The following is a 23,021-nucleotide window of genomic DNA, read 5'->3' on the forward strand; positions in this document are numbered from 1 at the left end:
CGGCATCGCTACAGGGCCGCGCTTCTCCAAGCGAGGTGATACGAACCGCCCGGCCATCAGGGCTGCCGCGGCGGTTCCAGTCTCGCTCGATACGAAAGGACCAAAATGCCCAAGCTCAAGACCAAGAGCGGCGTGAAGAAGCGCTTCAAGCTCACCGCAACCGGCCTGTTGAAGCACGGCGTCGCCGGCAAGCGCCACCGCCTGCTGCACCACACCGGCAAGTACATCCGCCAGAACCGCGGCACCAAGGTGCTGTCGAAGGCCGACACCGCGACGGTGAAGGCCTGGGCCCCCTACGGCCTGCGTTGAGCGAGAGGAGTTAAGACATGGCACGCGTCAAGCGGGGCGTAACCACTCGCGCCAAGCACAAGAACATTCTGGAACAGGCCAAGGGTTACCGCGGCCGTCGCAAGAACACGATCCGCGTCGCGCGGCAGGCGGTCGAAAAGGCCGGCCAGTACGCCTATCGCGATCGCAAGGTGAAGAAGCGCACCTTCCGCGGCCTGTGGATCCAGCGCATCAACGCCGGCGTCCGCGCGGAGGGGCTGTCGTACAGCCAGTTCATGCACGGGCTGAAGCTCGCCGGGATCGAACTCGACCGCAAGGTGCTCGCCGACATCGCGATGCACGAGGGCGCGGCGTTTACCGCACTCGTCGCTCAGGCGAAGAACGCGCTGCCGGCCGCAGCGACCGCCTGATCTAGCACCAGCTGGATCAGGCCTTCGCCAGGCCGGGCAGCGGAGCAGCGCAGCTGTTCCGTCTGACGGCGTGGCGGTTCAGACCTGAAGCGACACGAAGGGCGTGGGTGGCGACACCCGCGCCCTTTGCGTGTCCGGCGCCTTCGCAGCTAAAGCGCCCCAACAACCCGCACGGGCGAGACCGATGACCGACATTGACGACCTGAAAACGCATCTGCTGACCGCGATCGAGGCCGCGGCGGGGCTCGAAGCGCTGGAAACCGTGCGCGTCGACGCGCTGGGCAAGCAGGGCCGCGTCACCGCGCTGCTGAAGTCGATGGGCGGGCTCAGCCCCGAGGAGCGTCAGGTGAAGGGCCCCGCGATTCACGGCCTGCGCGAGGCGGTGACCAATGCCATTGCCAACCGCAAGACTACGCTGGAGGCCGCCGCGCTGGAGGCGAAGCTCGCCGCCGAGCGGATCGACATGACGCTGCCGGTCGACGCGCCGCTCGCCGGCACGATCCACCCGGTCAGCCAGGTGATGGACGAACTGGCGGAGATCTTCGCCGATCTCGGCTTCGCGGTCGCCACCGGTCCGGAGATGGAGACCGACTGGCACAATTTCACCGCGCTCAACATTCCGGAAACCCATCCGGCGCGCGCAATGCACGACACCTTCTATCTCGCCGGCGATCATGTGCCCGAGGACCGTGAGCGCCCGCGTCTGCTGCGCACCCACACGTCGCCGGTGCAGATCCGCACCATGCTGGCGAACAAGCCGCCGATCCGAATCATCGCGCCCGGCCGCACCTATCGCAGCGACAGCGACGCGACGCACACGCCGATGTTCCACCAGGTCGAGGGCCTCGTGATCGACAAGGGCATCACCATGGGTCACCTGAAGTGGACGCTGGAGACGTTCCTGAAGGCGTTCTTCGAGCGTGACGACATCGTGCTTCGTTTGCGCCCGAGCTATTTCCCCTTCACCGAACCTTCGGCGGAGGTCGACGTCGGCTACACGCTGCAAAAGGGCAAGCGCGTGATTGGCGGCGGTGGTGACGTGCCCAACGGCGGCTGGATGGAAGTGCTGGGCAGCGGCATGGTCCACCCCAAGGTGATCGCCGCCTGCGGACTCGATCCCGACGAATGGCAGGGCTTTGCCTTCGGCTGCGGCATCGATCGCCTCGCCATGCTGAAATACGGCATGGACGATCTGCGCGCCTTCTTCGACGGCGATATCCGCTGGCTCAAGCATTATGGCTTCTCCGCCCTCGACGTCCCGACGCTGTCGGGCGGCGTCGGCGCGGCGTGATCGGACGACTGAGATGAAATTCACGCTTTCCTGGCTCAAGGACCACCTCGACACCGCGGCGTCGCTGGACGAGATCCTCGTTGGCCTCACCCGCATCGGCCTTGAGGTCGAAGGGGTCGAGAACCCCGGCGAGAAGCTCGCCGCCTTCCGCATCGCCAAGGTGCTGACTGCCGAGCGCCACCCACAGGCGGACAAGCTTCAGGTGCTGTCGGTCGACGCGGGTGGCGATGTGAACGGAGGGGGGCCGCTCCAAGTCGTGTGCGGCGCGCCCAACGCGCGCGCGGGCCTCGTCGGCGTGTTCGGCATGCCCGGCGCGACGGTGCCGGCGAACGGCATGGTGCTGAAGGTCGCGGCGATCCGCGGCGTCGAATCGAACGGCATGATGTGCTCCACGCGCGAGCTGGAGCTGGGCGACGATCACGACGGCATCATCGAACTGGCCGCCGATGCGCCGGTCGGCGACGTCTACGCCGAATGGGCGGGCCTCAACGATCCTGTCATCGACGTGTCGATCACGCCCAACCGGCAGGATTGCATGGGCGTGCGCGGCATCGCGCGCGATCTTGCGGCCGCCGGCCTCGGCGCGCTGAAGCCGCTGACGGTCGAGCCGGTTGCGGGCGAAGGCCCCGGTCCCGATGTGCGCACCGACGATCCCGCCGGCTGCCCCGCCTTCTTCGCGCAGGGCGTCAACGGCGCCAGCAACGGCGCATCGCCCGAGTGGCTGGCGAAGCGGCTGCGCGCGATCGGTCAGAAGCCGATCTCGGCGCTGGTCGACGTCACCAATTACGTCACCGTCGACCTCGGCCGCCCGCTGCACGTCTATGACAAGGCGAAGCTGTCCGGCGGCCTCGTCGCGCGCAAGGCGACGACGGGCGAGACGGTGCTCGCGCTCAACGGCAAGACCTACCCGCTCGACGAAACGATGACGGTCATCGCCGACGACGCGCACGTTCACGACATCGGCGGCATCATGGGCGGCGAGGAATCGGGCGTGTCGGACACGACCACCGACGTCGTTATCGAATGCGCCTATTTCGATCCCGAGCATATCGCCCGCACCGGTCAGAAGCTGATGCTGACCAGCGATGCGCGCCAGCGGTTCGAGCGCGGCGTCGACCCGGCGTTTCTGGACGATGGCCTCGCGATCGCCACCCGCCTCGTGCTCGACCTGTGCGGTGGCCAGCCGACCGGCATCACCCGCGCGGGTGAGCCGCCGCTCGGCACGCGCAGCTATGCCTATGATCCGGCCCGCGCCGAAACGCTCGGCGGCCTTGCCGTCGCGCCGGAACGGCAGCGCGCGATCCTGACCTCGCTCGGCTTCAGCATCAGCGACGATTGGCAGGTCACCCCGCCCACCTGGCGCCGCGATGTGGACGGCCCGGCCGATCTGGTCGAGGAAGTGATCCGCATCGAGGGCATCGATAACGTCCCCTCGGTGCCGCTGCCGCGCGCGCCGGGTGTCGCGACGCCGACCGCCACGCCGGAGCAGAAGCTGGAACGCCGCGTCCGCCGCGCCGCCGCCGCACGCGGCCTCGACGAGGCGGTGACGTGGAGCTTCATCGCGGAGCCCGAAGCCGCGCCGTTCGGTGGTGGTGCCTTCACGCTCGCCAATCCGATCAGCGAAGACCTGAAGGTCATGCGCCCGTCGCTGCTGCCCGGCCTTCTCTCGGCAGCCGCGCGCAACGTGCGGCGCGGGGCCGGCACGATCCGGCTGTTCGAGATCGGCCGCCGCTATCTCGCCGACAAGGAGCGCCCGACGCTCAGCCTGATCCTCGCCGGTGATCGCCGCGCGCGGCACTGGCAGACGGGCAAGGCGCAGGGCTTCGATGCGTTCGATGCCAAGACCGAGGCGCTGGCGCTGCTCGCCGCGGCCGGCGCGCCGGTCGACAACCTGCAGGTGTTCGGCGAAGCCGGTGACGCATGGCACCCCGGTCAGTCGGGCACGCTGCGGCTGGGGCCCAAGACGGTGCTCGCCGCCTTCGGCATCCTCCACCCCAACGTCACCCGCGCGTTCGATCTCGACGCCGGCGTCGCCGCAGTGGAGCTGTATCTCGATGCGATTCCCGGGAAGCGGTCGGCTGGCTTCATGCGCCCGGCCTATACGCCGCCCGCGCTCCAGGCCGTCCGCCGCGACTTCGCCTTCCTCGTCCCCGATGGCGTCGCTGCCGATGCACTGGCGCGTGCGGTAAAGGGCGCGGACAAGGCAGCGATCGTGTCCGCCCGTGTGTTCGACGTCTTCACCAAGGACGGCGAAACCTCGATGGCGGTCGAGGTGGTGCTTCAGCCGGGCGAAAAGGCGTTCGTCGAGGCCGAGCTGAAGGCGATCGCCGACAAGGTCGTCGCCGCCGCCGCCAAGCTGGGTGCCTCGCTGCGCGGCTAACCACCACCCCCGTTCGGCCTGAGCCTGTCGAAGGGCGTGTCACAAAGCGCAACACTGCGTGGCACGGGCTTCGACAAGCTCAGCCAGAACGGGGTAGGAATGGCGCCAACATGTTGGAGGCAAAGTGACCGACTGGATCACCATCGCGAACGATCATCTGTCGGCGGCGATCAACCCGCTCGGCGCGGAGCTGTCGTCACTGAAGGACGCGGACGGGCGTGAATTGATGACCGAAGCCGATCCCGCCTTCTGGACCGGCCGCGCGCCCCTGCTGTTCCCGGTCGTTGGCAAGCCTGCGGGCGAGGTGATCCGCGTTGCGGGCCGCGAGTATCCGATGAAGCAGCACGGCTTCGCTCGCCGCATGCCGTTCGCGCTGATCGATCACGGCCCCGCGCACGCCACTTTCCGCCTGACAGCGAACGACGAGACGCGCGCGCACTACCCGTTCGCCTTCACGCTCGACGCCAGCTACCGGCTCGACGGGGCGACGCTCGCCATCGACGTCGCCGTGAACAACGCCGGCGACACGGACATGCCGGCGAGCTTCGGCTTTCACCCCGCCTTCGCCTGGCCGCTGCCCTATGGCTGCGACCGCGCCGACCATCGCATCACCTTTGCGCAGGACGAACCCGGCGGCGTCCGCCCGATCGCCGCCGACGGCACGATCGCGGCGGGCGAGATGCCGTCGCCGCTCGATGGCGGGGTGCTGCACCTGTCGGATGATCTGTTCGCGCACGACGCACTCGTGTGGGACCAAGTCCGCTCGGCGCGCGTCGTCTATGGCGCGGACGACGGGCCGAGCCTCGAGATCGCCTTTCCCGACACGCCGATGCTCGGCATCTGGACCAAGCCCGGTGCACGCTTCATCTGCGTCGAGCCGTGGCACGGCATCGCTGACCCGCAGGGATATGCCGGCGAACTGAAGGACAAGCCCGGCATTTTTATCGTGCCGCCCGGCGGCGCAAAGCACATCGCCATGTCGATCACGCTACGCGGATGAAGCTCGAGACACTCATCGGCGAGCCGTGGGGCGACTATGGCCTCGTCGACAGCGGCAACGGGCGCAAGCTCGAGCGCTACGGCGACTATCGCTTCATCCGCCCCGAGCCGCAGGCGCTGTGGGCGCCGGCGCACGCCAACTGGCAGGCGCACGGCGAGTTCGTGCCCGGCAGCGACGAGGATGGCGGTGGGCAGTGGCAGTACCGCCGCTCGACCCCGCGCGACGGCTGGCCGTTGTCGTGGGGGATCGGGGCGGAGGCGGTGCGCTTCACCGCGCAGACGACGCCGTTTCGCCACCTCGGCTTCTTCCCCGACATGGCGCCCGTATGGTCTTGGCTGCGCGAGCGGCTGAGCGGAGTCGCCGAGCCCGAGGCGCTCAACCTGTTCGGCTATACCGGCGTCGGCACGCTCGCGCTCTCCGCGCACGGCGCGAAGATGGTGCACGTCGATGCATCCAAGAAATCGGTCGAGGCGGCGCGCGCCAACGCCAAGCTTTCGGGCATGGCCGATCGTCCGGTCCGCTGGATCGTCGACGATGCCGCCAAGTTCGTCGCGCGCGAGGTGCGGCGCAATCGCCGCTACGATGCGATCCTGCTCGATCCGCCGAAATACGGCCGCGGGCCCGACGGCGAGATCTGGCGGCTGGAGGAGCATCTGCCCGCGCTGATCGCCGAGTGCCGCCACCTGCTCGACGGCAACTCGCGCGCGCTGTTCCTCACCGTCTATGCGGTGCGCATGTCGGCGCTGGCGATCGGCGAGATGCTGCGCCAGGCGTTCGCCGATCTTCCCGGCACGATCGAGTGCGGCGAGCTGGGCGTGCGCGAGGAGGCGCGCGGGCTCGTGCTGCCCACCGCGATCTGGGCGCGCTGGTCGAACGATTGAGCATGGCGCTGCTAGCGCCGAAACCCGCCGTCGCGCGTTGTACCCGCGAATGACCGCCTACCTCCACGCGATCGGCACCGCCGTGCCACCGCACGACATCCACGCCGCCTTCATCGGCTGGGCGCACGCGCGGCTGCCCGAGCGCGAACGCCGGCTGTTCGATCGCATGGCGGCGCGGGCGGGGATCGGGCATCGCTGGTCGGTGCTGCCCGAAACGGACGGCTCGCCGGTCGATCCGGGCGGCTTCTACGCCGACGAGCCGCATCCCGGCACCGCCGCGCGCATGCGACGCTATGCCGAGGCCGCGCCGACGCTCGCGCTGCAGGCGATCGACGATCTCGCGCGGCAGGCGCCGCTCGGCACGATCACGCATCTCGTGGTGGCGAGCTGCACCGGCTTCGTGGCGCCCGGCATCGATCAGATCATCGCCGCGCGACTCGGCCTCGCGCCCAGCGTCGAGCGGCTGCTCGTCGGCTTCATGGGCTGCTACGCCGCGGTCGCCGCGCTGCGCAGCGCGCGCCACATCGTCCGTTCGCAGCCCGACGCGCGGGTGCTCGTCGTCACCGTCGAGCTCTCGACGCTGCACCTTCAGGCGATCGACGCGATCGAGCCGCTGCTCGCGATGCTGCAGTTCGGCGACGGCGCCGCCGCCGCGCTCGTCACCGCCGAGCCGCACGGTTTCGCGATCGAGCGGCCGTTCGCCACCACCTTGCCCGTGTCCGCCGATCTCATCCGCTGGGACATCACCGACACCGGCTTCGCGATGCATCTGTCGGGCGAGGTACCGGGCCGGATTGCGACTGCGCTCGCCGATCCAGCACTGGTTGAGACGCTGACCGGCGGCGCGGCGCCCGACGGCTGGGCGGTGCACGCCGGCGGCCGATCGATCCTCGACGCGGTCGAGCAGGCGCTCGGCCTGCCGGGCGACGCGCTCGACCATTCGCGCGCGGTGCTGGCGGCGAACGGCAACATGTCGTCGGCCACGCTGATGTTCGTCCTCGCGCGGGTGCTTGCCGGCCCACCGGTCGGTCATGGCGTCGCGCTCGCCTTCGGGCCGGGGCTGGCGGCGGAAGGTTTCGGTTTCCGGAGCGCGCCGTGAGCCTCGCGGTGCGCGCCGAGGCCGAGGAGCTGATGGACGCCGACGACCTCGATCCCAAGGTCTACGCTGCCGTCGTCGCCGATCTCGCCAAGGTCAACGTCGTCACGCTCGCCGCGCGTCCGACGCTCGGCTTCCTCGCGCGGATGACGGCGAAGGGCGGCCATTACCGCCTGCTCGACGTCGGCTTCGGCGATGGCGACATGCTGCGCCGGATCGCGCGCTGGGGCGCCCGCCACGGGCGCAGCTTCGACCTCGTCGGGGTCGATCTCAATCCGCGCAGTGCCGCCGCGGCGCGCCCGCATACGCCGCCCGCGATCCGCCTCGTCACCGGCGACTATGCCGATCTCGGTGGGGAACAGTGGGATTTCGTCATCTCCTGCCTGGTCGTGCATCACATGACGCGGCTGCAGCTCTTCGCCTTTTTGCGCTTCATGGAGGCGCATGCGCGGCTCGGCTGGCTGGTCAACGATCTCCACCGCCACGGTTTCGCCTATCGCGGCTATCCGCTGCTCGCCCGGCTCGCGCGCTGGCATCCGATCGTCCGCCACGACGGCACGCTGTCGATTGCGCGCAGCTATCGCCCGGGCGAATGGCCCGCGATCCTTGCCGAAGCCGGGATCGAGGGCGCCGAGATCCACCGCCGCTTCCCGTTTCGCCTGTGCGTCGAGCGGCAGCGGTGAGCGCCGACACGCTGATCGTCGGAGGCGGGCCGGCGGGCGCGGCAGCGGCGATCACGCTTGCCAACGCCCGCGCACCGCACCTGCTGATCGAGCGCAGCCGCGTGGTCGGCGACGCCTTGTGCGGCGGCTTTCTAAGCTGGCGCAGCCTCGACACGCTGGCGGCGCTCGGCCTCGATCCTGATGCGCTCAACCGCGACCGTGTGACGCGCGTGCGCCTGTTCGCCGGTACGCGGATGGTCGAGGCGCCGCTGCCGCGCCCGGCGATCGGCGTGTCGCGCCACCGCCTCGATACGCTGCTGATGCACCGCGCGGTCGCGGCGGGTGCCAGGGTGGAGCGCGGCCTTGCCGTACGCGCGATCGACGACGGCGTGCGGCTCGACGACGGGGCGACGCTGGCGCCGCGCGCGCTGTTCCTCGCCAGTGGCAAGCACGACGTGCGCGGCCGCGCCCGGCCTGCCGCGGCGCGCGGCGAGGATCCCTCGCTCGGGCTGCGCGTCCGCCTCGCGCCGCATCCGTCGCTCGACCGGCTGGTGGGCGATGCGATCGAGCTGCACGCCTTCGATCGCGGCTATGCCGGGATCGTGCGGCAGGAGGACCGCTCGGTGAACGTGTGCCTCGCGCTGCGCCGCTCGCGGTTGCACGCGGCCGGCAGCCCCGCCGCGCTGCTCGCCGAACTGGGCGACGAATGCCCGGCGCTCGGCGAGCGGCTCGCCTTCGGCTTTCCCGCTGCCGACGCGGTCGCCAACGTGCCCTACGGCTGGCGCGCCACCGCCGGCGAGGACGGGCTGTTCCGGCTCGGCGACCAATCGGGCGTCATTCCCTCGCTCGCCGGTGAGGGGATGGGAATCGCGCTGGCGAGCGGCGTCTCCGCGGCGCACGCGCACCTTGCCGGCATCGGTGCCGCCGATTGGCAGAGGGCGTTCGCGCGCCGCTTGCGCCGCCCGATCGGCATCGCCTCGCTCATCCGCGCGCTCGCCGAACGCCCGGCGTTGTCACGCATCGCATTGCCCGCCCTTGGCCTCGTGCCTGCGATACCCCAAATGGTGGCGAAAGCCACCCGCATCCCGCCGGATCCCGTCCGCTACGGCCCGGCCGCCTTGGAGATCTGACCCCGATGGATAAACTCAACCTGTCCGAGGCCGAATGGAAAGAACGGCTGACCCCCGAGCAGTATCACGTGCTGCGCGAGGCCGGCACCGAGCGCGCGTTCGCCGGCAAGTACAACGACAACAAGGCCGACGGCATCTATCACTGCGGCGCCTGCGGCCTCGAGTTGTTCGACAGCGCCGATAAGTATGATTCGGGATCGGGCTGGCCCAGCTTCACCCAGCCGCTGTCGCCCGAGGCGGTCACCGATCACCGCGATACCAGCCACGGCATGGTCCGCATCGAATCGCGCTGCGGCCGGTGCGACAGCCACCTCGGCCACGTCTTCCCCGACGGCCCGCCGCCCACCGGGCTGCGCTATTGCATGAACTCGCTCAGCCTCGATTTTCAGCCGCGCCAATAGGCGCTCCGATCCGCCGTCGCGCCTTGCGCCGACGGCGGGCCGTTGTGGGCACGTCTTGTTAACCACAGCCTAAGCTTATATCCCGCAAGGCGCTTCGATGGCCCGCGCCCCCGCCCCCCGTTCGCCCTGGCGCCGCCGCCTGTCGATCACCGTCAAGGTGCTGCTCGTGCTGGCGGTGCTCGCGCTCGGCGCCCTCGTCACCGCCGTCTATATCGCGCGCGCGCAGCTGCCGTCGTTCGACGAGCTCAAGTCCTCGCCCAACGGCCAGATGATCCGCGTCCATGCCGCCGACGGCACGGTGCTGGTGTCGATCGGGCCAAGCTACGGCGAGTGGCTGGCAGCCGATCGCATCCCGCGGGTGATGCGCGAGGCGACCGTCGCGGTCGAGGACAAGCGCTTCTACAAGCACATCGGCGTCGATCCGATCGGTGTCGCGCGCTCGGTCAAGGTGCGCGTCGATCGCGGCCGCTGGGTGCAGGGCGGCTCGACGATCACGCAGCAGCTTGCGCGCAACGTGTTCCTCAACAACCAGAAGAAGTTCGGCCGCAAGTTCCGCGAGTGGATCCTGGCGCTGGCGATGGAGCGCAAGTTCTCGAAGGAGCAGATCCTCGAGCTGTACCTCAATAAGGTCTATTACGGCGGCGGCGCGTACGGCATCGACGCCGCGTCGCGCAAGTTCTTCGGCCACGGCGCGAACCGGCTGAGCCTAAGCGAAGCGGCGATCATCGCCGGGCTGGTCAAGGCGCCGTCCAACTATTCGCCGACCGCCGACGCGCAGGCGGCGGTCGACCGTGCGCAGGTCGTGCTGCGCGTGATGGAGCAGAACGGCGCGATCAGCGCGTCGGAGGCGGCGGAGGCCGATCCGCAGGCGGTGAAGCTCGCGCCCGAACCGCGACAGAATTCGGTGCGCTATTTCACCGACTGGGCGCTGCCGCAGCTCGAACTGCTGATCGACGAGACCGAGAAGCCGCTCGACGTGTGGACGACGCTCGACCTGTCGATGCAGCGCGCCGCCGATGCGGCGATCCGCGCCAATGCGCCGGGCGGGGCGCAGGGCGCGCTGGTCGCACTCGATCGCGACGGCGCGGTGCGCGCGATGGTCGGCGGCAAGGATTACGTCGCCTCGATCTACAACCGCGCGACGCAGGCGCAGCGCCAGCCGGGATCGGCGTTCAAGCTGTTCGTCTATCTCGCCGCGCTCGAGGCGGGGAAGACGCCCGAATCGACCGAGGTCGACGAGCCGATCACGATCAACGGGTGGAGCCCGCGCAACTCGTCGCGCCGCTTCTCGGGCAGCATCACGCTGCGTACCGCCTTCGCCTATTCGATCAACACGGTCGCGGCGAAGCTCGGACAGCAGGTCGGCTTCGCGACCGTTGCCGATATGGCGCGGCGGTTCGGCATCACCACGCCGGTCAACACGCAGCCATCGATGGTGCTCGGCACCTCGGATGTACGGCTGATCGACATGACGCGCGCCTTTGCCAGCGTCGCCAACAAGGGCGTCGCCGTCACCCCATTCGGCATCACCAAGGTGACGGCGCAGAACGAGGTGATCTACCAGCACGAGGTCGATCGCAGCCGCGTGCTCGTCGCGCCCTATGTCGCCGCGCAGATGACCGATCTGCTGCAGACTGCGGTCAACACCGGCACCGGGCGGGCGGCGCAGATCGGGCGCCCGGTCGCCGGCAAGACGGGCACGACGTCCTCGTCGAAGGACGGCTGGTTCCTCGGCTTCTCGTCGGGCATCACCACCGGCGTGTGGATGGGCCGCGACGATGCCAAGCCGATCGGCGGGCTGCAGGGCGGTACCGCGCCGGCGCGCGCCTTCGCGCAATTTATGAGCAAGGCCGTTGCCAGCCGCCCGATCGAACAGTTCGAGACCGAGGTGACGCTGCCCGAATGGCAGCTCGAACCCGACGAGGAAAGCTATTACGGTGAGCCCGATACGGGCGCGTTCGTCGACGAGAACGGCAATCCGATCGCGAGCGACGGGGTGCCCGCGCCGCAGGACCAGCCCGGCGAGGGGATCGAACGCCCCTCGGCGCGCGGTGAGCGCCCGGTGTACGACGACGAGCAGGGCGGGGCGCCGCCGCCCGATCAGCGGCTCGACCAGGACTGGATCGATCGCGTGACCGGGCGCGATCCCGATCAGGATCGCCGCCCGCGGCGCGACGCGCGCCCGCGCGGCGAGGGCGATCCGCGCTACGATTCTCGAAACGACCCTCGCTACGATCCGCGCGCTCAGCCGGTGGACGAGCGCCCGTACCAGTGAAGCTGCGCGCCGTGGCGGCGTAGCCATTGGCGATGCGGCGTCGGATCGGCGCCGTAGAGCGTGGCGACGAGCGCATGGAATGCGGGCGAGTGATCCATGTGGACGCGATGCGCCACCTCGTGCGCCGCCGTCGCACGCCGTACCCCCTCGGGCGCCAGCACCAGCCGCCAGCTGTAGCGGATCGCGCCGCTGCCGCTGCAACTGCCCCACCGCCCGCGCGGGTCGCCGATCGCGACCTTTTCCACCCGCACGCCGGCGCGCGCGGCGTAAAACGCCGTATCCTCGCCGAGCAGCCGCAACGCCTCGCGCCGCAGCCAGCATTCGACACGACGCGCGATCGTTTCCGGCGGGCCGGACAGGCACAGCCGATCGCCGTCGCGGCGCACGATGCGCGACGTACCCGCTTGCCACGCGATCGTTAGCACCTCGTCGCCGAACGGGATCGTCGCGCCGTCGACGAACGGGCGGGGCTGCGGCAGCTTGGCGCGCTGCGCCGCGATCCAGTCGCCATAGCCCGCCGCCCAGGCGAGCGCCGCCTTGGCCGAGGCGCGCCGCGGGATCGTCAGCCGCACCCGGCCGCTCAGCGGATCGAAGACGAGCTTCGCGCGGCGTGCGGTCGGATGCCGCACGACGTCGATCGCCTCGCTCACCGCCCGATCACAGGTCGCGCTCGACGATGTGGTGCTCGAGCTCGCCCGCATCGTCCTCGCTGATCGTCCAGCCGCGCACCGACTGGCCGGCGCGATGCACCGCCTCGCGATCGCCCGAGACGAGATAATGCCACTCCGGCAGCGGTTCGCCTGCCGCACGCAGCCGATAGGCGCAGGTCGTCGGCAGCCAGTCGATCGCGTGCACGTTGCGCATCGTCAGCCGCACGCATTCGGCGACATAGGCGCGGCGGTTGCGATAGTTCGAACACTGCCCGCTGCGCCGATCGAGCAACCGGCAGGCGACGTTGGTCGGCACCAGCTCGCCCGTTTCCTCGTCCTCCAGCTTGTGCAGGCAGCATTTGCCGCACCCGTCGCACAGCGCCTCCCACTGCGCGCGGTCGAGCTTGTCGAGCGGGGTGTCCTCCCAAAATTTGGTCATGCGTGGCGGTTCATCACTTTCGCGGCGTCATTTTGCCCAGCGCTTGATCTCGTCGGCGATCGCCTGCGGCGGGCCTTCCTGCGGCAGCAGCGCGAGCGGCCTGCCGTCGGGTGCCATCAGATACGCCTGCCGGCTGTGATCCATCATATAGCCGTCGGGCGTGCCCTTGCCGCGCTTGTAGTAGATCGCAAAGTCCTTGGCGACCTTGGCAATTTGTTCCGGGCTGCCCGTCAGCCCCACCATGCGCGGATGGAAGGCGGAGACGAACTGCTTCACCACGCCCGGCGTGTCGCGTTCGGGATCGATGGTGACGAAGATCGGCACCACGCGCTGCGCCAACTCGGGATCGCTCTTGTCGAGCAGCTTCATCGCCGCGCCGATATTCTGCACGTCGACGGGGCAGACGTCGGGGCAGAAGGTGTAGCCAAAATACATGATGCGATATTTGCCCGCGAACGCCGCATCGGTAATCGGCTTGCCGTCCTGGTTGGTCAACGCGAACGGCGCGCCGATCCGCGCCCCTTCGAGCGGCGGGCGCGCGGGCGGCGCCTCGGGCGAGCAGGCGATGACGGCAAGCGGCGCGAGCAGCGCGAGAAGGCGGGTGTTCATGGCACCGCCAGCCTTGATCTGTTAGGCGCGTTGCCGCAACCACCAGATGGAACCTCCCCCCAGTGACGACGCTGCGCCTCCTGCTCCTTCCTGCCCTCGCCGCGCTGGCGCTGCCCGCCGCCGCGCAGCAGCAGTCGAAGGGCTACAAGTTCCTCGAGGCGGTGCGCGGCGCCAAGGGCGACGAGGTCGTCAAGACGCTCGACGAGCCGGGACAGACGATCGTCAATACGCGCGATGTCACCACCGGCGAAGGCGCGCTGCACATCGTCGTCAAGCGCGGCGATTCGACGTATCTGCGCTACCTGCTGCAGCGCGGTGCCGATCCCAACCTGCGCGACGGGCGCGGCGACACGCCGCTGCTGCTTGCGGTGCAGTACGGCCAGGGCGGCCTCGTCGACGTGCTGACCGCGGCGAAGGCCAACCCCAATCTTGCCAACAGCAGCGGCGAGACGCCGCTGATCCGCGCGGTGCAGAAGCGCGATCTCGGCCTTGTCCGGCAATTGCTCGCGGCCGGCGCCAATCCCGACCAGACCGACAATGTCGCCGGCATGTCGGCGCGAGACTATGCCAAGGCCGACGGCCGCGCGCCCGCGATCGTCAAGCTGCTCGACGAAACGCCCAAGCGTGCGACGCGGGTGGTTGCGGGGCCGAAGTTCTAGGCTGTCCGCGGGCGCTGCGTCGTTCGGGCCCGACCTGTGGCCCCGCCCCTCCGGGCGGACGCAGCATGCTTGATCGATTCTCTTCACGCGTCACGCGAAGCCAGAGGTTGAATAACGCGGCGAAGCGCGACTAAGGCAGTCGTGTTACTTTCGAGGCGCGCATGAACGACATTTCGAACACCTTGCCCGACAGCCGCGAGACGACGCTGCTCGACGCGCCCGACAAGATGGTCAGCGTGCGCGAGCTGTTCGGCATTGACAGCGACATGCAATGCCCCGCGTTCAGCGAGGCAGACGAGCGCGTGCCCGATCTCGATCCCGCCTATGTGTTCGATCCCGACACGACGATGGCGGTGCTCGCCGGCTTCGCGCACAACCGCCGCGTGATGGTGCAGGGCTATCACGGCACCGGCAAGTCGACGCATATTGAACAGGTGGCGGCGCGGCTGAAGTGGCCGTGTATCCGCATCAACCTCGACGCGCACATCAGCCGCATCGACCTCATCGGCCGCGACGCGATCGTGCTGAAGGACGGCCAGCAGGTAACCGAGTTCCGCGAGGGCCTGCTGCCCTGGGCGCTGCAGACGCCGACCGCGCTCGTCTTTGACGAATATGACGCCGGCCGCCCCGACGTGATGTTCGTGATCCAGCGCGTGCTGGAGACGGAGGGCAAGCTGACGCTGCTCGACCAGAATCGCGTGATCCGCCCCAACCCGCACTTCCGCCTGTTCGCCACCGCCAACACGGTCGGTCTCGGCGACACGAGCGGGCTGTATCACGGCACGCAGCAGATCAACCAGGGTCAGATGGACCGCTGGAACATCGTCGTGACGCTCAACTATCTGCCTGCCGCGACCGAGGCCAATATCGTGCTCGCCAAGTCGGGCGAGTACGACAAGCCCGAAGGTAAGAAGCAGGTCGAGAACATGGTCCGCGTTGCCGACCTGACCCGCAAGGGGTTCATCAACGGCGATATCTCGACGGTGATGAGCCCGCGCACGGTGATCACCTGGGCGCAGAACACGTTGATCTTCAAGGACGTCGGTTTCGCCTTCCGTCTGTCGTTCCTCAACAAGTGCGACGAGGCGGAGCGCCCGCTGGTGGCTGAATATTACCAGCGCGTCTTCGGCAAAGACCTGCCGGAGAGCGTGGTGGGGAAGGCGTAACCCCTGGCCACCGAAACTCCTCTCGACCGGTTCAAGAACGTCCTCGGCGGTGCCTCGCGCGCGCTGTCGGACGAACAGGAGCTGGAACTCGCCTTCACTGCCGACGCGCCGACGCAGTCGGGCAAGCATCTGAAGGTGCCGATGCCGGCGCGCGGGCTGCCGGCGGATCAGGTGGCGGAGGCGCGCGGCTTCGCCGACGGCTTCGCGCTCCGGCTGAAGCATCATGATGCGGCGATGCACCTGCGCGGCGCGCCGCAGGAGGCGGTGGCGCGCGCGGTGTTCGACGCGGTGGAGAGCGCGCGCGTCGAGGCGCTGGGCAGCCGCGGCTATCAGGGGATCAGCGACAATCTCGCGCACGCGCTCGACGTGCGGCTGCGCGCCGATCCGATCACGCGCGCCCGCAACCGCGACGAAGTGCCGCTGTCGACCGCGCTCGGGCTGCTCGTGCGTGAGGCGCTGACCGGGCAGCAGGCACCCGCCACCGCCGCACCGGGCGTCGCGCTGGTGCGCGAGTGGATCAAGGAAAAGGCGGATCTGTCGACGCTCGCCATGGCGCTCGACGATCAGCGCGCTTTCCAGAGCTTGGCGATGAAGCTGCTCGAGGATCTCGATCTTGTCGAGGGCGACCAGGTGCCCGACGAGACCGACGAGGGCGGCAGCGAGGACGAGGGCACCGACAGCGAGCAGCAGGACGAGGGCGAGGAGGGCGACAGCCAGGAGGGTGAGGGCCAGGCCGAGACCGAGCAGCGCGGCGAGCAGCGCGACTCGGAGGAGAGCGACGGCGAGGGGCAGGAGCAGGGCGAGGACAATGTCGACGATTTCGACGGCGAGCCCGGCGACGACGGCGAGGAGGGGATGCAGCCCGTCCGCCCGAACCGCCCGGTCGCGGATCTCTCGCCGCAGTTCGACTACAAGGCGTGGACCAACCAGTTCGACGAGGTGATCGCCGCGACCGAGCTGTGCGACCAGGACGAGCTCGCGCGGCTGCGCGGCTATCTCGATCAGCAGCTCGTGCCGCTGCAGGCGGTCGTGTCGCGGCTCGCCAACCGGCTGCAGCGCCGGCTGATGGCGCAGCAGAACCGGTCGTGGGACTTCGATCAGGAAGAGGGGCTGCTCGACGCGGCGCGGCTGGCGCGCATCGTCATCAACCCGATGCTGTCGCTGTCGTACAAGATGGAGAAGGACACCGAGTTCAAGGACACGGTGGTCACGCTGCTGATCGACAATTCGGGATCGATGCGCGGCCGCCCGATCTCGATCGCGGCGATCAGCGCCGATATCCTCGCGCGCACGCTCGAGCGGTGCGGGGTGAAGACCGAGATCCTCGGCTTCACGACGCGCGCGTGGAAGGGCGGGCAAAGCCGCGAGACGTGGCTCGCCGCCGGCCGCCCGCCGCAGCCCGGCCGGCTCAACGACGTGCGCCACATTGTCTACAAGCAGGCCGACGAGCCGTGGCGGCGCGCGCGCAACTCGCTCGGGCTGATGATGCGCGAGGGGCTGCTCAAGGAGAATATCGACGGCGAAGCGCTGCTGTGGGCGCACAACCGGCTGATCGGGCGGCCCGAGGAACGGCGCATCCTGATGGTCATTTCCGATGGCGCGCCGGTCGACGATTCGACGCTGTCGGTGAACAGCGGCTCGTATCTCGAGCGCCATCTACGGCAGGTGATCGACTGGATCGAGCGCAAGTCGCCGGTCGAGCTAATCGCGATCGGGATCGGGCATGACGTGACGCGCTACTACAATCGCGCGGTGACGATCATGGACGTCGAGCAGCTCGGCGGGACGATCATCGAGCAGCTCGCGGCGCTGTTCGACGCCGCCTGATCGGGCGTGGCGGCGATTACTGCACCGCGCGGTGGGTTCGTCGGGCCGGTCAAGCGGTCGATCACCATTGCCGGTCATGCGACGTCGATCAGCTTGGAGCCAATCTTCTGGCAGGCGCTGGAGGCCGAGGCCGCCCGACGCGCATTGCCGCTGTCGGCGCTGGTCGCGGAGATCGACGCGGTGCGTATCCTCGCCGACGATCCGCCCAACCTCGCCAGCGCGCTGCGGACGTGGCTGATCGATACGTTAGCGCCGCGCGATTGACGCTGCGAACGACTTGCAATAGCGACGCGCCGCAATGCTGATCGCTGTCCCCGACCTGCTCGACGCTGAAATGCTGGCAAACGTGCGTGCGATCATCGATGCCGCGCCATGGGTCGACGGCAACGTGACGTCCGGGCACCAGTCCGCGCTCGCCAAGCGCAACGAGCAACTGCCCGAGGACGGCATGGCCGCGCGCGAGGCGGGCAAGATCGTGCTCGATGCGCTGGCCGCGTCGCCGCTGTTTTTCGCCGCGACGCTGCCGCTCAAGGTGTTTCCGCCGCTGTTCAATCGCTACGGCGTGGGGCAGACGTTCGCCACGCATGTCGACAATGCCGTGCGCGTGCAGCGCGGCAGCGATTTCCGGGTGCGCGCAGACTTGTCGGTGACGGTGTTTCTCGAGGACGCCGACAGTTACGACGGCGGCGAACTGGTGATCGAGGACCTGTTCGGCGAGCAGCGCGTCAAGCTGCCCGCGGGCCATGCCGTCGTCTATCCCTCATCCAGCCTCCACCGGGTGACGCCGGTGACGCGCGGACGGCGCGTCGCGTCGTTCTTCTGGCTGCAATCGATGGTGCGCGACGATGCCGCGCGCCGCATCCTGTTCGACCTAGACCGCAGCGTGCAGTCGGTCGCCGCGGTACGCGGGCACGACGATGCCGACGTGATTCGGCTGACAGGCGTCTACCACAATCTGCTGCGCCGCTGGGCCGACGCCTGACGCCCGCGCCGACCGACACCGGCGCCAGGACACGCGCCGCGATCCGCGACTCCGACGCGATGACCGGCGTGCGATCGGGCACCCGCCGGTCTGCGCGGCGGTGGTGGTGGACGGTCCATAAATGGGGCGGGCTGCTGCTTGCCGCGGTGTTCGCGCTCATCGGCCTCTCCGGCACAACGCTGGTGATTGAGGACGGGCTCGACCGGCTGATCCATCCGCGGCGCTACGCCGTGACAGGTGAGGGGCATCAATCCTACGCGCGCTATCTTGCGACGGCCCGGACGGTCGCACAGCCCGGCGAGCGCGCGGCTAATATCGTGCGGTCGGTGGGCACGGGCCCGCTGACCGTTACGCTCGTCTCACGATCGGCGGGGGCGGCACGGCGGCTCGTGTACCTCGACCCGGCAACGGCACGCGTGCTCGACGTGGCGACGCCGGCTGGCGGGGTGATGCGGCTCGTTCACCGCCTGCACGGTTCGCTGCTCGTGCCTGTGATCGGGCGCACGATCGTCGGTTGGGTGGGGCTCGCGCTCGCGCTGTCGTGCCTCAGCGGCCTGGTTTTGTGGTGGCCCCGAAGCGGCGGGGTGCGGCGGGCGCTCAGCTGGCGGCGTGGCGCGGGCGTCGCCGCCAACCTGCACCGCCTCGCCGGTGCCGGGATCGCGCTGCCGCTGCTGGTGCTGGCGCTGACGGGGGCGTGGATCAGCTTTCCGAACGTTGCCGCCGCGCTGAGCGGCGAAGATCGCACGCGCGGCGCGGCCCGGCTGGCCGGTATGCTCGCGCCGCCGCTGGCCCGCCCGGCGCTGAAAATCGATGCAGTCGTCGCGCGCGCGCGTCCGCTTGCCCCCGCCGCGCCGCTGCGCACGATCATCCTGCCGACCGAGCGGAGCGCCGACTGGACGCTCGCCTACGATACGCAGCCGATGCTGACGGTGGCGGTCGCCGACGACAGCGGCGTCGCGGCGCGCGGTCTGGTATTGGGAAGCGTCGCCGGGGACAGCAGCGTCGGCCAGATCGTGCGCCGCGTGCACGACGGCACCGGCATGGGGAGGGTGTGGAACGGGGTGATCGCGCTCGCCGGCCTCGCGCCGACGCTGTTCGGTATCACCGGCGTCGCGCTATGGTGGCGGCGCCGCGTGACCCGCGACGCCAGCCGCCCCGCCTGACCGCGTCAGATCCGCGTCAGCGCGCCCGTCGCGACGACGGGGCCGGTTGGCAGCGGGCCCGGCGAGCCGCCGACCGGCTCGATCGAGATCGCCAGCGTCGCGCCAGCGGCGAGCGCGGCACGATCAGCGGGCTCGAGGCGTATCGCGGTCGTACCGCGTCCGGCGAGCAGGCCGAGCGAGTGCGGGACGCCGTCCGCGCCGATCCGCCACAGCTGTGCGACGCGCGTCGTAGGGACCTCGACCGCCGCGGGCACCCGGACCTGCCCGCGCGCCGTGTCGTACAAGGCGGCGAACGGCTTGCCGTTGTCGCCGGTCGCAGGGGCCATCGCCGCGGCATAGATGATCGCTGGTTTTGCAGGAGCCACCGCCGCGGGCGGCGGCACCGGCGTAGGCCGAACGACGAGCGCGATCGCCAGGCCGGCGGCGAGTAGCGAGGTACCCGCCGTTGCCCAGCGCCATCCTCGCGCGCCGGAGCCAACGCCCGTGAGGCGAAGGACACGCTCCTCAATCCACGCTGGCGGTGCGGCTTCGGGGTAATCCGCGATCAGCGTCGCAAAGCGCGTCCGCCACGCCTCCACCTCCCGCGCAAAGGCAGGCTCGGCGAGGACGCGGCGCAGCGCGGCGGCGCGCTCCTCGCCGTCGAGCAGGCCGAGCGCGAGTTCGGCGGCGGTGGCGCTATCGTCAGGCGTCGGCGCCATTGAGGCACTCCCGCAACCGCATCAGCCCGCGCCTGACCCAGCTCTTCATCGTGCCCAGCGGCACTGCCGCGCGTTCGGCGAGCTCGGCGTAGGTCAATCCATCGAAGAAGGCGGTCCTGATCGCGTCGCGCTGGCGGCCCTCCAATGTGTCGAGGCAGAAGTGCAGCCGCCGGTCGTGCTCGTCGCGCAGCATCGCGTCCGGCGCGGAGGGGGAAGGATCGGGTAGCGCCGCGATCATCTCATCCGAGGCGCCCGCGGGGCGATGGGTGCGTCGCCAGTCGATCGATCGGTTGCGCGCGATCGTCGCCAGCCATGCGATCGCGCTGCCGCGTGCCGGATCGAACCCTGCCGCGCGTGTCCACACCGATAGATAGACGTCCTGCAACACGTCCTCCGCCGCCCTGCGATCGTTGCAGATACGCAGGCAGATGCCGAAAAGCTTCGCCGCGGTCAGGCGATAGACCAGCCGGAACGCCCGCGCGTCCTGCCGGCCGGTACGGAACAGTGCATCGTTCAGCCGCCGCTTCGCCTCGCTCTGCACCCGCGCCCGTCCCTCCCAAGTTATTCGCCCGGTATGGCCGCATCGCAATCGTCGCGCCATGTACGCGCGGGGGACGGCAAAAAGAAAATCGCGCGAGCATCTTTATGTCAGCGCGTTCGTATCTGCAGGTTATCGCGGAAAGCTGACAATCCGTTCAGGATAGCGACAGCGAAACGATCTAGGCGGCAGACTGTCTGGCGCTGATCGGCGCGATGCAAAGGGAAGGATGCCGCGATGTCGCAATCGGATCAGCTGCTCGAGACGATGGAGTCGCGCGCCCGGCGCCGCGACGATCGGCGCGCGTTCTTCACCAATGCGCTGGGCGCGGCGGCGGTCGGCGCGGGTGCGTTCGCCTTCGCCAGCTCGGCCGCGGCGCAGACGGTGACCGACGCCGACGTACTGAACTTCGCGCTCAACCTCGAGTATCTCGAGGCGAATTTCTACTACTTCGCGGTCAACGGCACGGCGATTCCGGCGACGTCGCAAGGCACGTCGCCGGGCGCGGTGACGGGCGGGGCGAAGGTGAACTTTACCGATCCGCTGGTGGCGCAATATGCGCGTGAGATCGCGGCGGACGAACTCGCCCACGTCAACTTCCTGCGCAATCAGCTCGGCGGATCGGCGGTCGCGCAGCCGGCGATCAACATCTCGGGCGACGTCAACGGCGCGTTCAGCGCGGCGGCGCAGGCGGCGGGGGTCGTCCCGGCGGGGACGGCGTTCAATCCCTATGCCTCGGACGAGAACTTCCTGCTCGGCGCGTTCATCTTCGAGGACGTCGGCGTCACCGCGTACAAGGGCGCAGCGCCGCTGCTCACCAACAAGACCTTTATCGAGGCCGCGGCCGGCATCCTCGCGGTCGAGGCGTATCACGCCGCGATCGTGCGCACGACACTGTACCGCAAGGGTATCGAGACGCCGGCGCTGCAGCTGATCGAGACGACCGAGAAGATCTCCAGCGCGCGCGATGGGCTCGACGGCGCGCCGGCGGAGGACAAGGTGAAGGGCATCGGCCCCGACGCCGATCAGGGCATCGCGCCTACGACCAGTGCGGACGGAACGGTGTCGAACATCGCGCCGCTCAATTCGAACGGCCTCGCGTTCAGCCGATCGGCCGCGCAGACGCTCAACATCGTCTACCTCAACCGTGCCGCCGTCACGATGGGCGGGTTCTTCCCCGCCGGCGTGAACGGCACGATCAAGACCAGCGCCGCGAACTGATCGCGCCAGAAACCAGGGAAACCAGACCATGATCAAGGATTCCGTTTTCGCGGCGCTCGAACTCGCCGAGCTGCGCCGCGCCGAGCGCCGCCGCTTCCTCAAGATGGCGGGCGCGTCCACCGCTGCGATCGGCGGGCTGAGCCTGCTCGCCGCCTGCGGCGATGACGACGACGATACGCCGAGCCCGACGCCGTCGCCCACCCCCACGCCGACCCCCGGCGTCACCGTGACCGACGGCGACATTCTCAACCTCGCGCTCAACCTCGAATATCTCGAGGCGCAATTCTACTCGTTCGCGGCGTTCGGCACCGGCCTGCCTGAATCGAGCCTGACGGGCTCGGTCGGCACGCGCGGTGCGGTGACCGGGGGGCGCAAGGTGCCCTTCACCGATCCGCTCGTCGCGGCCTATGCGCGCGAGATCGCGGCGGACGAAATCGCACACGTCAACTTCCTACGTACCGCGATCGGCAACACCGCGGTCGCGCAGCCGGCGATCAACATCGACGGCGGCGCGAACGGAGCGTTCACCGCCGCCGCGCGCGCGGCGAAGCTGGTCGGTGCGACCGAGAATTTCGATCCGTACCTCAACGACAACACCTTCCTGCTCTCGGCCTTCCTGTTCGAGGACGTTGGCGTCACGGCGTACAAGGGCGCAGCACCGCTGCTGTCCAGCGCGACGTTCCTCGAGGCGGCGGCAGGCATCCTTGCGGCGGAGGCGTATCACGCCGGGCTCGTGCGCACGGTGATCTACGCCAAGGGGCTCGATGCCTCGACCGGGCTGCGGCAGGGCGCCAACGCGATTTCCGACGCGCGCGATTCGCTCGACGGCACGACGGGTTCGCAGGCCGATCTCGACCAGGGCGTGACGGGCAGCGATTCGAGCATATCGAACATCGTGCCGGCGGACGGCAACGCGATCGCCTACAGCCGCACGACGCAGCAGGTGCACAACATCGTCTATCTGCGCACGACTGCCGGCGTGGGCGGCGGGTTCTTCCCCAACGGCACCAACAACGCGGTTGCCGCGCTGCGGACGAGCGGCGCGTTCTGATCCCACGACAGACACGAACGGGGCCGTGCGGGAAACCGCGCGGCCCTTTTCATTTGGTGCCGCTGCTGAAAGCGCCTACAACGGCCGCATCCTCGGGGGACCGCTGACGGCGGTTGAGAGGTGGGCACGAGCCCGCGACCCGCTGAACCTGATCCGGTTGATACCGGCGGAGGGAAGGAGCGGCCTGCCACCACCGGCACCTCG

General features: G+C 69.4%; 24 protein-coding genes and 1 riboswitch. Of the genes, 19 read left to right on the plus strand and 5 right to left on the minus strand.

Annotation, left to right across the window (positions count from 1 at the left end; genetic code table 11):
• Nucleotides 1-105 precede the first annotated feature (105 nt).
• The 11 genes from rpmI (at nt 106) to F1C10_RS13175 (ending at nt 11,814) form a co-directional block, all read left to right on the plus strand.
• The gene (gene rpmI / locus F1C10_RS13125; RefSeq protein ID WP_076743996.1) at nt 106-309 is read left to right on the plus strand and encodes a 50S ribosomal protein L35; all 204 of its coding nucleotides are present in this window, start codon (nt 106-108) and stop codon (nt 307-309) included.
• A gap of 17 nt (nt 310-326) precedes the next feature.
• On the plus strand, nt 327-698 hold the full coding sequence (gene rplT, locus F1C10_RS13130) for a 50S ribosomal protein L20 (protein WP_085808231.1): 372 nt from the start codon (nt 327-329) through the stop codon (nt 696-698).
• Between the two features lie 184 nt (nt 699-882).
• Nucleotides 883-1,989: a phenylalanine--tRNA ligase subunit alpha gene (pheS, locus tag F1C10_RS13135; protein WP_185206807.1), complete on the plus strand. Its 1,107-nt coding sequence runs from the start codon at nt 883-885 to the stop codon at nt 1,987-1,989.
• Between the two features lie 13 nt (nt 1,990-2,002).
• Complete coding sequence (pheT, locus tag F1C10_RS13140) at nt 2,003-4,369, plus strand: phenylalanine--tRNA ligase subunit beta (RefSeq protein ID WP_185206809.1); 2,367 nt, start codon at nt 2,003-2,005, stop codon at nt 4,367-4,369.
• Between the two features lie 124 nt (nt 4,370-4,493).
• Entirely contained in the window at nt 4,494-5,369 is an 876-nt protein-coding gene (locus F1C10_RS13145) for an aldose 1-epimerase family protein (protein WP_185206810.1), read from the plus strand.
• Nucleotides 5,366-6,250 carry a class I SAM-dependent methyltransferase gene (locus F1C10_RS13150; protein WP_185206812.1) on the plus strand — a complete coding sequence of 295 codons (885 nt, stop codon included), beginning with the start codon at nt 5,366-5,368 and terminating at the stop codon, nt 6,248-6,250. The genes F1C10_RS13145 and F1C10_RS13150 overlap by 4 nt, the downstream gene beginning before the upstream one ends.
• Nucleotides 6,251-6,299: 49 nt before the next feature.
• Entirely contained in the window at nt 6,300-7,349 is a 1,050-nt protein-coding gene (locus F1C10_RS13155) for a type III polyketide synthase (RefSeq protein ID WP_185206814.1), read from the plus strand.
• Nucleotides 7,346-8,029 (plus strand): methyltransferase domain-containing protein, encoded by a 684-nt coding sequence (locus F1C10_RS13160; RefSeq protein WP_185206816.1) that lies wholly within the window; start codon nt 7,346-7,348, stop codon nt 8,027-8,029. Before F1C10_RS13155 ends, F1C10_RS13160 begins: the two co-directional genes overlap by 4 nt.
• Nucleotides 8,026-9,138, plus strand: coding sequence for an NAD(P)/FAD-dependent oxidoreductase (locus F1C10_RS13165; protein WP_258042925.1), 1,113 nt, complete (start codon nt 8,026-8,028; stop codon nt 9,136-9,138). Before F1C10_RS13160 ends, F1C10_RS13165 begins: the two co-directional genes overlap by 4 nt.
• Before the next feature lie 5 nt (nt 9,139-9,143).
• On the plus strand, nt 9,144-9,539 hold the full coding sequence (msrB, locus tag F1C10_RS13170; RefSeq protein WP_185206820.1) for a peptide-methionine (R)-S-oxide reductase MsrB: 396 nt from the start codon (nt 9,144-9,146) through the stop codon (nt 9,537-9,539).
• 97 nt (nt 9,540-9,636) lie between these two features.
• Nucleotides 9,637-11,814, plus strand: a complete 2,178-nt coding sequence (locus F1C10_RS13175) for a transglycosylase domain-containing protein (protein ID WP_185206822.1) — start codon at nt 9,637-9,639, stop codon at nt 11,812-11,814.
• Here the strand turns inward: F1C10_RS13175 and F1C10_RS13180 are convergent.
• Genes F1C10_RS13180 through F1C10_RS13190 form a run of 3 tightly spaced genes read right to left on the minus strand, consistent with a single transcriptional unit; the run spans nt 11,784 to nt 13,512 of the window.
• Nucleotides 11,784-12,464, minus strand: a complete 681-nt coding sequence (locus F1C10_RS13180; RefSeq protein ID WP_185206824.1) for a M48 family metallopeptidase — start codon at nt 12,462-12,464, stop codon at nt 11,784-11,786. The genes F1C10_RS13175 and F1C10_RS13180 overlap by 31 nt on opposite strands.
• 7 nt (nt 12,465-12,471) lie before the next feature.
• Nucleotides 12,472-12,903, minus strand: coding sequence for a YcgN family cysteine cluster protein (locus F1C10_RS13185; protein WP_185206826.1), 432 nt, complete (start codon nt 12,901-12,903; stop codon nt 12,472-12,474).
• Between the two features lie 27 nt (nt 12,904-12,930).
• The gene (locus F1C10_RS13190; RefSeq protein WP_185206828.1) at nt 12,931-13,512 is read right to left on the minus strand and encodes an SCO family protein; all 582 of its coding nucleotides are present in this window, start codon (nt 13,510-13,512) and stop codon (nt 12,931-12,933) included.
• Between the two features lie 62 nt (nt 13,513-13,574).
• Here F1C10_RS13190 and F1C10_RS13195 point away from each other — a divergent pair, with 62 nt between their 5' ends.
• The 6 genes from F1C10_RS13195 to F1C10_RS13220 all read left to right on the plus strand — a co-directional run bounded on the left by F1C10_RS13195 (nt 13,575) and on the right by F1C10_RS13220 (nt 19,309).
• The gene (locus tag F1C10_RS13195) at nt 13,575-14,171 is read left to right on the plus strand and encodes an ankyrin repeat domain-containing protein (protein WP_185206830.1); all 597 of its coding nucleotides are present in this window, start codon (nt 13,575-13,577) and stop codon (nt 14,169-14,171) included.
• 161 nt (nt 14,172-14,332) lie between these two features.
• Entirely contained in the window at nt 14,333-15,337 is a 1,005-nt protein-coding gene (gene cobS / locus F1C10_RS13200; protein WP_185206832.1) for a cobaltochelatase subunit CobS, read from the plus strand.
• A gap of 3 nt (nt 15,338-15,340) precedes the next feature.
• Complete coding sequence (gene cobT / locus F1C10_RS13205) at nt 15,341-17,164, plus strand: cobaltochelatase subunit CobT (protein WP_185210247.1); 1,824 nt, start codon at nt 15,341-15,343, stop codon at nt 17,162-17,164.
• A 6-nt stretch (nt 17,165-17,170) separates the two neighbouring features.
• The gene (locus F1C10_RS13210; RefSeq protein WP_185206834.1) at nt 17,171-17,428 is read left to right on the plus strand and encodes a ribbon-helix-helix domain-containing protein; all 258 of its coding nucleotides are present in this window, start codon (nt 17,171-17,173) and stop codon (nt 17,426-17,428) included.
• Between the two features lie 34 nt (nt 17,429-17,462).
• On the plus strand, nt 17,463-18,146 hold the full coding sequence (locus F1C10_RS13215) for a Fe2+-dependent dioxygenase (protein WP_185206836.1): 684 nt from the start codon (nt 17,463-17,465) through the stop codon (nt 18,144-18,146).
• 59 nt (nt 18,147-18,205) lie between these two features.
• On the plus strand, nt 18,206-19,309 hold the full coding sequence (locus F1C10_RS13220; protein ID WP_185206837.1) for a PepSY domain-containing protein: 1,104 nt from the start codon (nt 18,206-18,208) through the stop codon (nt 19,307-19,309).
• Between the two features lie 5 nt (nt 19,310-19,314).
• On the opposite strand, the gene F1C10_RS13225 is transcribed toward F1C10_RS13220, so the two are convergent.
• Nucleotides 19,315-20,007: an anti-sigma factor domain-containing protein gene (locus F1C10_RS13225; RefSeq protein ID WP_185206839.1), complete on the minus strand. Its 693-nt coding sequence runs from the start codon at nt 20,005-20,007 to the stop codon at nt 19,315-19,317.
• Complete coding sequence (locus F1C10_RS13230) at nt 19,991-20,548, minus strand: sigma-70 family RNA polymerase sigma factor (protein WP_258042926.1); 558 nt, start codon at nt 20,546-20,548, stop codon at nt 19,991-19,993. The genes F1C10_RS13225 and F1C10_RS13230 overlap by 17 nt, the downstream gene beginning before the upstream one ends.
• A gap of 234 nt (nt 20,549-20,782) precedes the next feature.
• On the opposite strand from F1C10_RS13230, the gene F1C10_RS13235 reads away from it, so the two are divergent.
• Together F1C10_RS13235 and F1C10_RS13240 are read left to right on the plus strand one after the other, a co-directional pair.
• On the plus strand, nt 20,783-21,766 hold the full coding sequence (locus tag F1C10_RS13235) for a ferritin-like domain-containing protein (protein WP_185206843.1): 984 nt from the start codon (nt 20,783-20,785) through the stop codon (nt 21,764-21,766).
• Between the two features lie 28 nt (nt 21,767-21,794).
• Nucleotides 21,795-22,817, plus strand: coding sequence for a ferritin-like domain-containing protein (locus tag F1C10_RS13240; protein ID WP_185206845.1), 1,023 nt, complete (start codon nt 21,795-21,797; stop codon nt 22,815-22,817).
• Nucleotides 22,818-22,900: 83 nt separating this feature from the next.
• Nucleotides 22,901-23,009: riboswitch (TPP riboswitch) on the plus strand.
• The last annotated feature ends 12 nt before the right edge of the window (nt 23,010-23,021 follow it).

It is taken from the genome of Sphingomonas sp. NBWT7 (assembly GCF_014217605.1).
In the GTDB taxonomy this organism is placed as follows: Bacteria; Pseudomonadota; Alphaproteobacteria; order Sphingomonadales; family Sphingomonadaceae; genus Sphingomonas.

Excerpts from the sequence above, each read along its gene's own strand:
- rpmI (WP_076743996.1), top strand. The coding sequence starts at position 106 with ATGCCCAAGCTCAAGACCAAGAGCGGCGTGAAGAAGCGCTTCAAGCTC.
- rplT (WP_085808231.1), top strand. The coding sequence starts at position 327 with ATGGCACGCGTCAAGCGGGGCGTAACCACTCGCGCCAAGCACAAGAAC.
- pheS (WP_185206807.1), top strand. The coding sequence starts at position 883 with ATGACCGACATTGACGACCTGAAAACGCATCTGCTGACCGCGATCGAG.
- pheT (WP_185206809.1), top strand. The coding sequence starts at position 2,003 with ATGAAATTCACGCTTTCCTGGCTCAAGGACCACCTCGACACCGCGGCG.
- F1C10_RS13150 (WP_185206812.1), top strand. The coding sequence starts at position 5,366 with ATGAAGCTCGAGACACTCATCGGCGAGCCGTGGGGCGACTATGGCCTC.
- F1C10_RS13155 (WP_185206814.1), top strand. The coding sequence starts at position 6,300 with ATGACCGCCTACCTCCACGCGATCGGCACCGCCGTGCCACCGCACGAC.
- msrB (WP_185206820.1), top strand. The coding sequence starts at position 9,144 with ATGGATAAACTCAACCTGTCCGAGGCCGAATGGAAAGAACGGCTGACC.
- F1C10_RS13175 (WP_185206822.1), top strand. The coding sequence starts at position 9,637 with ATGGCCCGCGCCCCCGCCCCCCGTTCGCCCTGGCGCCGCCGCCTGTCG.
- F1C10_RS13185 (WP_185206826.1), bottom strand. The coding sequence starts at position 12,903 with ATGACCAAATTTTGGGAGGACACCCCGCTCGACAAGCTCGACCGCGCG.
- F1C10_RS13190 (WP_185206828.1), bottom strand. The coding sequence starts at position 13,512 with ATGAACACCCGCCTTCTCGCGCTGCTCGCGCCGCTTGCCGTCATCGCC.
- cobS (WP_185206832.1), top strand. The coding sequence starts at position 14,333 with ATGAACGACATTTCGAACACCTTGCCCGACAGCCGCGAGACGACGCTG.
- F1C10_RS13215 (WP_185206836.1), top strand. The coding sequence starts at position 17,463 with ATGCTGATCGCTGTCCCCGACCTGCTCGACGCTGAAATGCTGGCAAAC.
- F1C10_RS13220 (WP_185206837.1), top strand. The coding sequence starts at position 18,206 with ATGACCGGCGTGCGATCGGGCACCCGCCGGTCTGCGCGGCGGTGGTGG.
- F1C10_RS13225 (WP_185206839.1), bottom strand. The coding sequence starts at position 20,007 with ATGGCGCCGACGCCTGACGATAGCGCCACCGCCGCCGAACTCGCGCTC.
- F1C10_RS13235 (WP_185206843.1), top strand. The coding sequence starts at position 20,783 with ATGTCGCAATCGGATCAGCTGCTCGAGACGATGGAGTCGCGCGCCCGG.
- F1C10_RS13240 (WP_185206845.1), top strand. The coding sequence starts at position 21,795 with ATGATCAAGGATTCCGTTTTCGCGGCGCTCGAACTCGCCGAGCTGCGC.